Origin of the sequence: Bradyrhizobium huanghuaihaiense (assembly GCF_025200885.1) — a bacterium.
In the GTDB taxonomy this organism is placed as follows: domain Bacteria; phylum Pseudomonadota; class Alphaproteobacteria; order Rhizobiales; family Xanthobacteraceae; genus Bradyrhizobium; species Bradyrhizobium huanghuaihaiense.
This window is the reverse complement of record NZ_CP104172.1, coordinates 6,137,286-6,151,400: the sequence shown is the minus strand read 5'-3', so window position 1 is coordinate 6,151,400 and position 14,115 is coordinate 6,137,286. Positions and strand designations below refer to the sequence as shown.

12 protein-coding genes are annotated in these 14,115 nt (G+C 66.0%); all 12 read left to right on the top strand.

Translation table 11 applies throughout. The features are described from left to right. Nucleotides 1-10 precede the first annotated feature (10 nt). The 12 genes from N2603_RS29160 to N2603_RS29105 all read left to right on the top strand — a co-directional run bounded on the left by N2603_RS29160 (nt 11) and on the right by N2603_RS29105 (nt 14,110). Nucleotides 11-985 carry an NAD-dependent epimerase/dehydratase family protein gene (locus N2603_RS29160; protein ID WP_260384841.1) on the top strand — a complete coding sequence of 325 codons (975 nt, stop codon included), beginning with the start codon at nt 11-13 and terminating at the stop codon, nt 983-985. 1 nt (nt 986) lies between these two features. After that, on the top strand, nt 987-1,736 hold the full coding sequence (locus N2603_RS29155) for an SDR family oxidoreductase (protein WP_260384840.1): 750 nt from the start codon (nt 987-989) through the stop codon (nt 1,734-1,736). Beyond that, complete coding sequence (locus tag N2603_RS29150; protein ID WP_260384839.1) at nt 1,733-3,169, top strand: NAD(P)-binding domain-containing protein; 1,437 nt, start codon at nt 1,733-1,735, stop codon at nt 3,167-3,169. The genes N2603_RS29155 and N2603_RS29150 overlap by 4 nt, the downstream gene beginning before the upstream one ends. Nucleotides 3,170-3,288: 119 nt before the next feature. Continuing rightward, a complete protein-coding gene (locus N2603_RS29145) occupies nt 3,289-4,908 on the top strand; it encodes an ABC transporter substrate-binding protein (protein WP_260384838.1) in 1,620 nt (539 codons plus the stop codon). Between the two features lie 28 nt (nt 4,909-4,936). Then, nucleotides 4,937-5,971, top strand: a complete 1,035-nt coding sequence (locus N2603_RS29140; RefSeq protein WP_260384837.1) for an ABC transporter permease — start codon at nt 4,937-4,939, stop codon at nt 5,969-5,971. Next, entirely contained in the window at nt 5,968-6,816 is an 849-nt protein-coding gene (locus N2603_RS29135; protein WP_260384836.1) for an ABC transporter permease, read from the top strand. The genes N2603_RS29140 and N2603_RS29135 overlap by 4 nt, the downstream gene beginning before the upstream one ends. Then, entirely contained in the window at nt 6,813-8,483 is a 1,671-nt protein-coding gene (gene nikE, locus N2603_RS29130; RefSeq protein ID WP_260384835.1) for a nickel ABC transporter ATP-binding protein NikE, read from the top strand. The genes N2603_RS29135 and nikE overlap by 4 nt, the downstream gene beginning before the upstream one ends. Before the next feature lie 154 nt (nt 8,484-8,637). Beyond that, nucleotides 8,638-10,242 (top strand): ABC transporter substrate-binding protein, encoded by a 1,605-nt coding sequence (locus N2603_RS29125; RefSeq protein WP_026312733.1) that lies wholly within the window; start codon nt 8,638-8,640, stop codon nt 10,240-10,242. A 17-nt stretch (nt 10,243-10,259) separates the two neighbouring features. After that, nucleotides 10,260-11,201: an ABC transporter permease gene (locus N2603_RS29120; protein WP_260384834.1), complete on the top strand. Its 942-nt coding sequence runs from the start codon at nt 10,260-10,262 to the stop codon at nt 11,199-11,201. Next, entirely contained in the window at nt 11,198-12,121 is a 924-nt protein-coding gene (locus N2603_RS29115; RefSeq protein WP_018647556.1) for an ABC transporter permease, read from the top strand. Before N2603_RS29120 ends, N2603_RS29115 begins: the two co-directional genes overlap by 4 nt. Nucleotides 12,122-12,140: 19 nt before the next feature. Next, nucleotides 12,141-13,130 (top strand): ABC transporter ATP-binding protein, encoded by a 990-nt coding sequence (locus N2603_RS29110; protein WP_026312732.1) that lies wholly within the window; start codon nt 12,141-12,143, stop codon nt 13,128-13,130. Further along, on the top strand, nt 13,127-14,110 hold the full coding sequence (locus N2603_RS29105) for an ABC transporter ATP-binding protein (protein ID WP_260384833.1): 984 nt from the start codon (nt 13,127-13,129) through the stop codon (nt 14,108-14,110). The genes N2603_RS29110 and N2603_RS29105 overlap by 4 nt, the downstream gene beginning before the upstream one ends. Nucleotides 14,111-14,115: the final 5 nt, after the last annotated feature.

The following is a 14,115-nucleotide window of genomic DNA, read 5'->3' as shown; positions in this document are numbered from 1 at the left end:
ATCGCGCGCGATGAGGATCGTCGTCTTCGGCGGCACCGGCTTTGTCGGCCTCAATCTCGCCGAGGTGCTGCTCGCGCGCGGGCACGAGGTGACGCTGCATGATCGTGCGCCGCTGCCTCCGGCTGCGCAGCGATCCCTGGCCGGCTATCGCGAGCGGCTCAAGGTCGTTCAGGGCGACATCACCGACGCAGACACCATCGACGCCCTTATCGCGAAAGGCTGCGATGCGATCGTGCTCGGCGCCGCGGTCACGGCCGGCGATGAGCTCGAGCGGGCATCGCCCGCGCGCGTTCTCGAGATCAACGTGATGGCGCAGATCCCGATCCTGCAAGCCGCGATCCGCCATGGTGTTCGCCGCGTCGTCAATCTCTCCTCGGCATCGGCTTACGGCGCATCGGGCGCGCGGTTCGAGGTCCTGGACGAGGACACGCCCTGCGATCCCGTCTCGTTCTACGCCATCAGCAAGTTCGCCTCGGAACGGTCGTTGGCACGGCACGCCGAACTTTTTGGCGGTGATTTCCTGAGCGTGCGCTTAAGTGCCGTGTTCGGTCCGTGGGAGCGGCCCGGCTCGGTGCGCGACACGCCGAGCCTCCAGTTCCAGATCCTTGCAGCGTTTGCCCGCGGCGAGCCGGCCGTTCTCCCTGCGCCGGGCATCAAGGACTGGACCTACGCGCCCGACGCTGCCGAAGCGGTGGCGGTGTTGATCGAGGCCGAGCGGCCGCGCCATCGGCTCTACAACATCTCCAGCGGTGTGGCCTGGTCGGCGCTGCAATGGGGCGAGGCGTTTGCGGCCCTGCATCCCGGGCTGGAGTGCCGGCTCGCGTCTCCCGGAGAGAAGACTGTCATCAAGCTCCACGGCGGGGACCGTGCGCCGATGTCGGTCGCGCGGATGGCCGACGAGTTCGGCTGGCGCGCCCGGTTCGGCTGTGCGGAGTCGGCCGCGGCGATGAGCGCCTGGTGGATGCAGCACAAGGAAGGGGTCTGACATGCGGCTGCAGGGGCGCACGGCCATCATCACCGGAGCCGGCTCGGGCATCGGCCGGGCCAGTGCAAAGCTGTTCGCGGAGCAGGGCGCGCGCCTCGCTCTGGTCGATCGCGATGCCGCGGGGCTTCAGGACACGCTGAGCCTCGTGAGCGAGGCAACGACGCATGTCGGCGACGTCGGTGATGTCGCCTTCGCCGAGACCGTCGTCGGCGAGGTCATCGCACAATACGGCCGACTTGATATCCTCATGACCGCGGCCGGCTTCTCCTGCGGCGGCACGGTGCTGACCACGAGCGTGGAGGACTGGGACGCGGTGTTTCGCGCCAATGTCGGCGGCACCTGGCTGTGGGCACGGGCCGCCGTGCCGCACATGCAGCGGCAGAATAGCGGCTCGATCATTACGCTGGCATCGCAGCTCGCGATGGCCGGCGGCAAGGGCAACAGCGCCTATATCGCGGCCAAGGGCGCGATCGTCAGCCTGACGCGGACGATGGCGGTGGATTTCGCCACCGACGGCATTCGCGTCAACGCGATTGCGCCGGGCGCGATCGACACGCCGATGCTTCGCCGCAGCTTTGCCCGTCACGCCAATCCGGACGAGGTGCGCGAAGCCTCCCGCAACCGCCACGCCATGAAGCGGTTCGGCGCGGCGGAAGAGATCGCGCAGACCGCGCTGCATCTGGCCAGCGATGCGTCGTCATTCACGACCGGCACCGTGATGGTGGTCGACGGAGGCTGGCTCGCGGCATGAGTGACGCGCTGACAGACCTCGAAGCGGACGTCCGCGCCGATCTTGCGATGATCGCGCATCCCGGCGCCGCGTGGCTCGAAGCGAAAACGGGCCCCGACGGCAAGCCCGCGCTGGACGTGCTCATCATCGGCGCGGGCCAGTCCGGCATCGCCATCGGCTTCGGCCTGATGCGCTCCCGCGTCGGCAACATCCTGCTGCTCGACAAGGCCGAGGAGGGGAAGGAGGGCCCGTGGCTCACCTATGCCCGCATGCCGACGCTGCGCAGCCCGAAGGACTACACCGGTCCGGACCTCGATATCCCCAGCCTGACCTACCAGTCCTGGCACGAAGCCCGCTTCGGCAAGGACAGCTGGCAACAGCTCGGCCTGATCGAGCGCGAGCATTGGGCCGAGTACCTGCTCTGGCTGCGGCGCACAGTTGGATTGCCGGTGCGCAATGGCTGCGAGCTTGTTGAGATCACGCCGGCGGCCGATGGCCTGCTCGCCGCGCGCGTGAAACGTGCGGGCGCGTTCGAGATGCTCCATGCGCGGAAAATCGTGCTGGCGACGGGGCAGGAGGGCATGGGCGACTGGATGATCCCGGAGCAGCTGGCGCATCTGCCGGCGAGCTTGATCGCGACCGTCGCCGACGACATCGATTTCGAAAGCCTTCGCGGCAAGCGCGTGGCCGTGATCGGCGCCGGCGCATCTGCCTTCGACAATGCGGCGACCGCGCTGGAGGCGGGGGCCGCCGAGGTGCACCTGCTGTGCCGCCGCGCGCAGATCCAGGTGATCCAGCCGTACCGCTGGCTGACGTTTCGCGGCTTCCTGCGTCATCTCAGCGACCTCGATGATGCCTGGCGCTGGCGCTTCATGCGAAAAATCCTCGAGATGCGGGAGGGATTTCCGCAACCGACCTACGATCGCTGCGCGCGTCACGCCAATTTCACATTGCACGAGGGCGCGCCGGTCGAGGCGACGCGCGAGACCGGCACCGGCATCGAATTGCAGACGCCGCGCGGAACCATCACCGCCGATTTCGTCATCTGCGGCATCGGCATCGACATGAACTTTTCCGGCCGCGGCGAGCTCGCCAGATTTGCCGGCAATATCGCGACCTGGGCCGATCGCTACCATCCGCCCGAGAGCGAGCGCAACGAACGACTCGGCCGCTTTCCTTATCTTGCCGACGACTATGCCTTCACCGAGCGCGTGCCGGGCAAGACGCCCTGGATCTCCGACATCCATCTCTTCGCCATCGCCTCCACCATGAGCTTTGGTCCGTCGGGATCATCGATCAATGCGATGACGACCGCTGTTCCGAAGCTGGTCCACGGCCTCACGCGCGGCCTGTTCCGCGCTGATATCGCGCGTCACTGGGCTTCGCTCAGCGCTTATGACGTGCCGCAGGCCGTGGTCACGCGGCCGGCGCGAAAGACGGAGGAATCGTTGTGATCATCCATGCGCCGCCGCGACGATGCGTCCCCAAAAACGCCTCATGAGACTGGCGCGCAACTTGCTTCTTTCTTAACCTGCCTTGCTGGCGTTCTTGTTCGAAATTCAGGGAAAAACCAATGCGTTTTGTGTCTTTCAGGCCGGCGACCTCAGTCCTCGCGACCGCTGCGCTGTTGCTCATCGCCACCGCGCCGTCGCAAGCGCAAACCAGGGCAGAGACTTTGCGCTATGTGACGGGCGCATCCGTCAACACGCTCGATCCCAACATCCCCGGCTCGACCCGCGAGTCCTTCGCGCTGAGCATGAGCACCTATGACCGGCTGGTGGCGTTCGGCCGCAAGCAGCTCAACGGCAAATGGGTGTTCGATCTCGACACGATCACGGGCGAGCTCGCGGAATCCTACGAGGTCAGCCCCGACGGCTTGAAGCTCACCTTCCGCCTGCGCAAGGACGCCAAATTCCAGGACGGCTCGCCCGTCACCGCCGAAGACGTCAAATGGTCGCTCGATCGCTGCGTCACCGCGCCGATCCTCGGCAAGGCGCAGCTGCTCACCGGCTCGCTGACGTCGGCCGACCAGTTCAAGGTGATCGATCCCCTCACGATCGAAGTGACACTGCCAAAGCCTGACAAGCTTGCGCTGCCCAATCTTGCCACCGTCTACCCGATGATCATCAACTCGAAAGTGGCAAAAGTGCACGCAACTGCGGATGATCCCTGGGCGACCGCGTGGCTGAAGGAGCACACCGCCGGCAGCGGCGCCTACGTGGTGGAGACCTTCAAGCCCGGCGAGCAGGTCATCCTCAAGCGCGACGAGAGCTGGAACCGCGGCTCGGCCAACAAGCCGGCCTTCTTCAAGCGCGTGATCGTGCAATCGGTGCCGGAGCCCGCGACCCGCGCCAACCTCGTCGAGCGCGGCGATGCCGATCTCGTGCTCGATCTCCAGGCCAGCGACGTGCAGTCGCTGGAGGGCAAGGGCAAGCTCAAGGTGATCTCGACGCCGCAATACAATGCGATCACCTTCGTCTCGATGAACAACCAGATCCCGCCCTTCGACAACGTCAATGTCCGCCGCGCCATCGCTTACGCGCTGCCCTATGACGACATGTTCAAGGCCGCTCTGTTCGGCCGCGGCTCGCCGCTGTTCGGCGCAACCTGGGCGGACGGCAAGCCGGCGAACGGCATCTACCCGTTCCAGCAGCCGGTGAAGCTCGACCTCGACAAGGCCAGGGAATATCTGAAGGCCGCCGGCCTGCCTGAGGGCTTCTCGACCACCTTCAGCTTCAATGTCGGCCAGGCCTCGACCGCCGAGCCGATGGCGGCGCTGGTGAAGGAATCGCTCGGCAAGATCGGGATCAAGGTCGACATCCAGAAGCTGCCGGACGCGCAGATGTCGACGCAGATCAACGAGAAGAAGCTGCCCTTCTACACCGAAGGCATCGTCGCCTGGCTGCCGTCGACCGATTATTTCTACCGCAACTTCTACACCGGCAATCAGCGCTGGAACTACTCTTCGATCAACAACCCGGACCTCGCCGCGATCGCGCAGGAAGCCCGCTTCGAGCCTGATAAAGCCAAGTATGAGGAAGCGGGCCGCAAGCTCAACGCGATGCACTTTGATCTGATGCCGCAGGTCATGCTGTGGCAGCCGAACCAGGACGCCGTCATGGCGCCATCGGTCGAAGGCTATACCTACGAGTTCCATCGCCAGGTCGACTATCGCGACGTCAGCCGCAAGTGATATCGGGAAACGAGGGAGGCTCTGGAAGGTGACGACCGGTCTTGGCGCAACGATGGTGCGGGCGGGCAGGCGACTGCTGTCGTCGCTGCCGGCGCTGTTTGGCGTGCTGGTGTTCACCTTTCTGCTGATGCGCGTTCTGCCCGGCGACCCCGCGGTGTTCTTCGCCTCGGGGCCCAATGCGGGCAAGGAGGAGATCGAGCTGATCCGCAAGCAGATGGGGCTCGACAAATCGGTGCCGGAGCAGCTCGTGTTCTATCTCTCCGACATCGGCCACGGCAATCTCGGCCGCTCCATGATGACCGGGCAGCCGGTGCTGAAGGATCTGCGCGAGCGGCTGCCGGCCTCGCTCGAGCTCACCTTCACCGCGCTGCTGGTCGCGCTGATCGCGGCGGTGCCGCTCGGCGTCATCGCGGCGCTGCGGCCAGGGTCGGTCGTCGATCACGGCGTGCGGCTGTTCTGCGCGCTCGGCGTCTGCGTGCCGACCTTCGTCTCCGGCCTGCTCTTGATCTACGTCTTCTACTATCTGCTCGGGCTTGCGCCTGATCCCACCGGGCGGATCGACGTCTTCACCTCGCTGCCGCCGCAGCGCACCGGCTTTCTCTCCATCGATTTCCTGCTTGCCGGCGACTTCGAGGGATGGTGGGCGGCCTGCAAGCAGTTGATCCTGCCGGCGGTGAGCATGGCCCTGTTCGTGATCGCGCCGCTGGCGCGGATCACGCGCGCCTCGATGCTGGTGTCGCTGGGCAGCGATTTCGTGCGCACGGCGCGTTCGGTCGGCTTGTCCTGGCGCAAGGTCGTCGTCACCTATGCGCTACGAAATGCGATTCTGCCCGTCATCACCATCGCCGGGATCGTGTTCTCGACCATGCTGGGCGCCAATGTGCTGGTGGAGAAGGTGTTCTCCTGGCCGGGCGTTGCCTCCTACGCGCTCGATGCGCTGCTGTCGTCCGACTACGCGCCTGTGCAGGGCTTCGTGCTGCTGATGGCGAGCCTATTCGTGCTGGTCAATCTCGTGGTCGATATCTGCTATGGCATCGCCGATCCCAGGGTGTCGATCGAATGACCAGCGCAACCCTTCGCCATTCGGTCTGGATCCTGCGCGGCAATCCGCTTACGGCGGTGGCCGCGGCCGGGGTGACGCTGTTCGTCCTCGTCGCGATCTTCGGTCCCTGGATCGTGCCCTACGATCCCGTGGTCTCCAATGTCTCGGAGGCCCTGCAGCCGCCGAGCGCGGCCCATCTCGCCGGCACCGATCAGCTCGGGCGCGACGTGTTCAGCCGTCTCATCATTGCTGCGCGCCTCGATCTCGCGATTGCGGTGTCTGCGGTCGGCATCTCCTTCGTGATCGGCGCCGTGGTCGGCTCCTTTTGCGGCTATGCCGGCGGCCGGCTCGACCGCGCGGTCGGGCGCTTCGTCGACGTGATGATGGCCTTTCCGCTGTTCGTGCTGGCGATGGCGATGGTCGCGGCGCTCGGCAACCGGATCGAGAACATCGTGATCGCGACCGCGATCATCAATCTGCCCTTCTACATCCGCTTCGCGCGGGCCGAAGTGAACGTCCGGCGCAATGTCGGCTGGGTGGAGGCCGCGCGCGCCTGCGGCGAGAGCCATTTCTCGGTGGTGCTGCGTTTCCTGCTGCCGAACATCCTGCCGGCGATGGCGGTGCAGATCTCGCTCAACCTTGGCTGGGCCATATTGAATGCCGCCGGCCTGTCCTTCATCGGCCTCGGCGTCAAGCCGCCGACGCCGGAATGGGGCATCATGGTCGCGGAGGGCGCGCGCTTCATCTCGACCGGGCGGTGGTGGCTGGTGGCCTTTCCGGGCCTGGCCCTGATGATGGCCGTGCTGTGCTTCAATCTCCTCGGGGACGGGATGCGGGATATTCTCGATCCGCGCATGCGCACATGAGCGAAGAGCTGCTCAGGATCGAGGACCTGCACGTCTCGTTCTCGACGCGGCGTGGCATGGTCGAGGCCGTGCGCGGCGTTTCGCTGACGGTCGGGGCCGGCGAGATGCTCGGCCTCGTCGGCGAGAGCGGCTCGGGCAAGTCGGTGACCGGCTTTGCGACGACGCGGCTGCTCGATGCCGCCGGCCGCGTCACCGGCGGCAAGATCCTGTTTCGAGGGCAGGACGTGACGAAGCTCCGGGGCGACGATCTCCGTCATCTCCAGGGCGCCGCGATGTCGATGATCTTCCAGAATCCGCGCGCGGCGCTGAACCCCATTCGCGCGATCGGTCTGCAGATCGCGGATGCGATCCTCACCCACAAGCGGATCTCCAAGGACGCCGCGCGCGCCGAGGCGCTGGACCTGCTGCGCGCGGTGCAGATCCGCGACCCCGAGGCGCGGATGAATGCCTATCCGCACGAGCTCTCCGGCGGCATGTGCCAGCGCGTCATGATCGCGATCGCGATCTCCTGCAATCCCGCGCTCCTGATTGCGGATGAGCCGACCACCGGCCTCGACGTCACCACCCAGAAGGTGGTGATGGATCTGCTTGCGGACATCGCCGCCGCGCGCGGCATGGCGACGATCCTGATCACGCACGATCTCGGGCTCGCGGCACGCTATTGCCGCCGCATCGCCGTGATGGAGCGCGGCCGCATCGTCGAGGAGGCGAGCCCCAGGACGCTCTTCAGCACACCGCAGCACGCCTATACGAGGCGCCTCGTTGCGGCATCGCCGACTGCCACCTCCCGGATCGAGGATCTCGTGACGGAGGAGGAGCGGGAGCGTTACGCGACTGTCGTCAGCAAGCCCAGGCAGGAGCCCGCACACGGGACGCCGCCGCTGCTGGAAGTGCGCAAGCTCGCAAAACGTTTCGACCAGGGCTCTGCTGCGGTTGCCGACTTCTCGATGACGATGGCCGGCGGCGAGAGTGTCGGGCTCGTCGGCGAGTCCGGCTCCGGCAAGAGCACGACGTCGCGCATGATCTGCCGGCTGATCGACCCAAGCGAAGGCGACATCGTGTTCGACGGGCAGTCGATCGGTCATGTCGCCTCGCGCGATTTCCATCGCTCGCGCTTTCGTAAAGACATCCAGATGGTCTTTCAGGACCCGAACGAGAGCCTCAACCCGCGCTACACGGCCTTCGACTGTATCGCTCATCCCCTGATGCGACTCGACGGCATGCGCGTTGGCGATGCGCTGCGCAAGCGGGTCGAAGAATGCGCCGAACGGGTCGGGCTGCCGCTGGATCTGCTGCCGCGTTTCCCGCACCAGCTCTCCGGCGGCCAGAAGGCGCGCGTCGGCATTGCCCGCGCCATCGCCTGCCGGCCGCGGCTGCTCGTGCTGGACGAGCCGACCGCTGCGCTCGACGTCTCGGTGCAGGCGGTCGTGCTGCAGCTGCTCGATCGCCTTCGGCGCGAAAATGACATCGCGCTGCTGTTCGTCAGCCACGATCTCAACGTGGTGCGCATGCTGTGCGAGCGCACCATCGTGCTGCGCAACGGCGGCATCGTGGAGCAGGGGGAGAGCCGGGCGCTGTTCGATAATCCGAAGACCGACTACACCCGCAAGTTGGTCGAGGCGATCCCGCATATCGAGACCGGCGCGGCGCTGGCGGCTGCTCTTTAAGCCCCTGCAAGTCAACGTGGGCCAGCCAAAAAGTCGATGAGATCCCGCTGGCGGGGGCCCATTTACTGGCATACCATTTGCTTGCAAATGGGCTCGGTTTCACTTGCCCTTGGCCAATGAACAGCTGGCATCGCGGCATTACTGGGAGGACTTCATGGATCGCAGGACGGTATTGAAGGGACTGGCTGGCGCGGGCGGACTGGCATTGACGGGTGGCCTTTCGGCCCCGGCGATTGCCCAGGGCGCGGCGGCCCGCACCCTGCGATTCGTGCCGCAGGCCAATCTCGCCAATTTCGACCCGATCTGGGGCACGCAGTATGTGGTGCGCAACGCGGCCGCGATGGTCTGGGACACGCTCTACGGCATCGACTCCTCGTTCCAGCCGCAGCGGCAGATGGTCGAATCCGAGGAAGTGACGGACGACGGCACGACCTGGACGTTCAAGCTGCGCCCGGGCCTCAAATTCCACGACGGCGCGCCGGTGCTGAGCAAGGACGTCGTCGCAAGCCTCACCCGCTGGTCGGCGCGCGATCCGATGGGCCTGATGATCAAGGCGCTCCAGCAGGAGTTGACGGCCGTCGACGACCGCACCTTCAAATGGGTGCTGAAGCAGCCTTTCCCGAAAATGCTCTACGCGCTGGGCAAGAACAATTCGCCATGCGCCTTCATCATGCCCGAGCGCATCGCGCAGACCGATCCGTTCAAGCAGATTTCCGAATATGTCGGCTCCGGTCCGTTGAAGTTCGCCAAGAGCGAGTGGGTCCCCGGCGCCAAGGCCGTGTTCGAGAAATTCGCGGACTATTCACCGCGGCAGGAGAAGCCGTCATGGCTCGCCGGCGGCAAGCAGGTGATGGTCGATCGCGTCGAGTGGGTGATCATGCCGGATCCGGCCACCGCCGCGGCCGCGCTGCAGAACGGCGAGATCGACTGGTGGGAGAATCCGATCGCGGATCTCGTTCCGGTCCTGAAGAAGAACAAGAACATCAGCGTCGATATCGGCGATCCCCTCGGCAATGTCGGCTCGTTCCGCATGAACTTCCTCTATCCGCCGTTCAACGACGTCAAGGCGCGGCGCGCGGTGCTGATGGCTCTCAGCCAGGAAGACTACATGCGCGCGATCGTCGGCGACGACAATTCGCTGTGGAAGCCGCTGCCCGGCTACTTCACGCCGGATACGCCGCTCTACACCGAGGTGGGTGGCGAGATTCTGAAGGGCAAGCGCGATCTGGACGCCGCCAAGAAGTTGCTCGCCGAGAGCGGCTATTCCGGCCAGCCGGTGACGTGTCTCGTCGCGCAGGACCAGCCGATCACCAAGGCGATGGGCGACGTGACCGCCGACCTCCTCAAGAAGCTCGGCATGAATGTCGACTTTGTCGCGACCGATTGGGGCACGGTCGGCTCCCGCCGCGCGCAGAAGACACCGCCCGGACAGGGCGGCTGGAACATGTTCCATACCTGGCACGCGGGCGCGGATTGCGTCAATCCGGCTCCCTACACCGCCATCCGCGCCAATGGCGACAAGGCCTGGTTCGGCTGGCCGACCAGCGCAGGCACCGAAAAGGAGGTCGCGTCGTGGTTCGAGGCCAAGAACCTCGACGAGGAGAAGGCCGCCATCGGCCGTCTCAACAAGGCGGCGATCGATGACGTCGTCTACGCTCCGACCGGCTTCTTCCTGAGCTACACCGCGTGGCGCAAGAACGTCTCCGGCGTGACCAAGGGACCGTTGCCCTTGTTCTGGGGCGTGTCGAAGTCTGCATGATCGTGCGTTGAGGCCAGATGCTCTCTTACATCCTCCGTCGCATCGTCGCGACCTTGCCGGTCATGGCAATCGTCGCGCTGTTCGTGTTCAGCCTGCTTTACATCGCGCCCGGAGATCCGGCCGTGGTGATCGCGGGCGATCAGGCAAGCCCGGAGGATGTGGAGCGCATCCGCCAGAGCCTCGGGCTGGACCGGCCCTTCCTGGTCCAGTTCGGAAGCTGGGTCTGGCGCATCCTGCACGGCGATCTCGGCACCTCGATCTTCACCAACCTGCCGGTCTCGGCGATGATCGGGCAGCGTCTCGGACCGACGCTGTCGCTGATGATCGTCACGCTGCTGCTCACGATCGTGGTGGCGGTGCCGCTCGGCGTGGTGGCGGCCTGGAAGGCCGGCAGCCTGATCGACCGCGTCATCATGGGCTTTGCCGTGTTCGGCTTCTCACTGCCCGTCTTCGTGGTCGGCTACATGCTCGCCTACGTCTTCGCGCTCGAGCTCGAATGGCTCCCGGTGCAGGGCTATACGCCGCTCACACAAGGCTTCTGGCCGTGGCTGGAGAACCTGATCCTGCCGGCGATCGCGCTCGGCTGCGTCTACATCGCGCTGGTCGCGCGTATCACCCGCGCCGCCATGCTCGAAGTGTTGCAGCAGGACTATATCCGCACCGCCAAGGCCAAGGGCCTGGGGCAGGGCGGCATCCTGTTCATTCATGCGCTGAAGAACGCTGCGGTGCCGATCGTGACCGTGATCGGCATCGGCATTGCGCTGCTGATCGGCGGCGCGGTCGTCACCGAAAGCGTGTTCGCGATTCCCGGCCTCGGCCGGCTCACGATCGACGCGATCCTGCGCCGCGACTATCCGGTCATCCAGGGCATCGTGCTGCTGTTCAGCTTCGTCTACGTCCTCGTCAATCTGATGATCGACGTCACCTATACGCTCGTTGACCCGAGGATCCGCTATTGACCGACATCACCGTCAACCCGCAATCGCTTCCGGCCGGCCTCGTCCTTGCGCCGCAACTGCCGGAGATCCTCCGGCCGGTCAAGATCCGGCGCGGCTTCATCGGAATGCTGCGCGGCCATCCGACGGTCGCGATCGGCGGCGCGCTGCTGCTGACCCTCGTGCTGATCGCGATCTTCGCGCCCTACCTCGGCACGGTCGATCCGACCGCGCTGGCGCCCGCCAAGCGGACGCGGGCGCCGTCGGCCGATTTCTGGTTCGGCACCGACGTGCTCGGCCGCGACATCTATTCGCGCGTGCTCTTTGGCGCGAGGGTCTCGCTCACGGTCGGCCTGTCGGTCGCGATCTTCGCATCCGCAGCGGGACTTGCGATCGGCATGATCTCGGGTTTCATCCGCTGGGCCGACGGCATCCTGATGCGCTTCATGGATGGCCTGATGTCGATCCCGCCGATCCTGCTCGCCATCGCGCTGATGGCTCTTACGCGCGGCAGCGTCGGCAACGTCATCCTGGCGATCACCATCGCCGAGATCCCGCGCGTCTCGCGCCTCGTGCGCAGCGTCGTGCTGTCGCTGCGCGAGCAGCCCTATGTCGACGCGGCGGTGGCCTGCGGCACGCGCACGCCGATGATCATCCTGCGCCACATCCTGCCCAACACGGTTGCGCCGATGCTGGTGCAGGCGACCTATATCTGCGCCAGCGCCATGATCACCGAGGCGATCCTGTCCTTCATCGGCGCCGGCACGCCGCCCACCATTCCGTCCTGGGGTAACATCATGGCCGAAGGCCGCGCGCTGTGGCAGGTCAAGCCCTACATCGTGTTCTTCCCGGCGGCGTTCCTGTCCGTCACCGTGCTCGCCGTGAACCTGCTCGGCGACGGCCTTCGCGATGCGCTCGATCCGCGCATGGCCAAGAGCCTGTGATAGTGCGGGGCTGATCACGATGGCGCTGCTCGAAGTCGAGAACCTCCAGACCCATTTCCGCACCCCCGGCGGCATCAACCGCGCGGTGGACGGCGTGTCCTTCCACGTCAACGAGGGCGAGACGCTCGCCATCGTCGGCGAGTCCGGCTGCGGCAAGTCGGTGACATCGATGTCGCTGATGCGGCTGGTCCCGGAGCCGCCGGGCCGGATCGCAGGCAGCATCCGCTTTGCCGGCAAGGATCTCCTGAAGCTGTCGGACCGCGAGATGCGTGCCATCCGTGGCAACGACATCTCGATGATCTTCCAGGAGCCGATGACCAGCCTCAATCCGGTGCTGACTGTCGGCCGTCAGATCCGCGAGACCCTGATGATCCACCAGGGCCTCGACAAGCAGGCTGCCGAGGCGCACGCGATCGAGATGCTGACGCTGGTCGGCATTCCCGAGCCGAAGCGGCGCGTGCGCGAATATCCGCACCAGCTCTCCGGTGGCATGCGCCAGCGCGTGATGATCGCGGTGGCGCTCGCCTGCAATCCAAAACTCCTGATCGCGGACGAGCCGACCACGGCGCTCGACGTGACCATCCAGGCGCAGATCCTCAAGCTGATGCTGGATCTCAAGCGCCGGGTGGGCGCCGCCATCATCCTGATCACCCACGATCTCGGCGTCGTCGCCGAGATCGCCGAGCGCGTCATGGTGATGTATGCCGGCCGCAAGGTCGAGGAGGCGCCGGTCGCCGAGCTGTTCCGTTCGCCGCGCCATCCCTATACGCAAGGTCTTCTGGGCGCGGTGCCCAAGCTCGGCTCCTCGCTCGCCGGCACTGCGACGCGGCTCGCCGAGATTCCGGGGCAGGTGCCGGATCTGCGCAAGCCGATCACCGGCTGCGTCTTTGCCGGGCGCTGCGCGCTCGCGACCGATCTCTGCCGCCAATATGCGCCGGGGCTGGAAGAGAAGGGTCCGCGCCACATCGCGGCCTGTCACTACGCTGCCAAGGGAGCGATCGCGGCATGAGTCCTCCGCTGCTCCAGGTCAACGACCTCAAGAAGCATTTTCCGATCAACAAGGGCCTCTTCGGACGGCAAGCCGAATTCGTCTATGCCGTCGACGGCGTGTCGTTCGAGATCGCGCGCGGCGAGACCTTGTCGCTGGTCGGCGAGTCCGGCTGCGGCAAGTCGACGGTCGGCCGCGCCATCCTGCGCCTGTTCGACATCACCTCGGGCCAGGTCATTCTCGACGGCCAGCGCATCGACGACGCGCATCCGAGCACGATGCGCCAGATGCGCCGGCGCGTGCAGGTCGTGTTCCAGGATCCGTTCTCGAGCCTCAACCCGCGCATGCGCGTGCGCGACATCCTCGCCGAGCCGATCCGCAATTTCGGCCTCGCCAAGTCGAAGGAAGATCTCGAGGTTCGCGTCACGGAGCTGATGGACACCGTGCGTCTGCCGCGCGAGGCCTTGAACCGCCGGCCGCACGAATTCTCAGGCGGCCAGCGCCAGCGCATCGGCATCGCGCGGGCGCTCGCGGCCGAGCCCGAACTGATCGTGTGCGACGAGGCGGTCTCGGCGCTCGACGTCTCGGTCAAGGCCCAGGTCGTCAATCTGCTGCAGGACCTTCAGCAGAAGTTCGGCTTGGCGCTGCTGTTCATCAGCCATGACCTCGCCATCGTCGAGCACATGACCCACCGCGTGGCGGTGATGTATCTCGGCAAGATCGTCGAGGTGGCGCCGCGCCGCGAGATCTTTGCCGCGCCGAGGCATCCCTACACCAAGGCGCTGCTCTCGGCGGTGCCGCTGCCCGAGCCCGGTGCCCAGCGCAATCCGATCATCCTCGGCGGCGACGTGCCGAGCCCGATCAATCCGCCGAAGGGATGCCGCTTCCACACTCGCTGCCCGTTCGTGTTCGACCGCTGCCGCACCGAGGAGCCGACGCTCCGCGCTGTCGGCGACGAGCAGTGGGTGGCGTGCCACCTCGATGCATTGCCGGTGAGTTGAGGCCC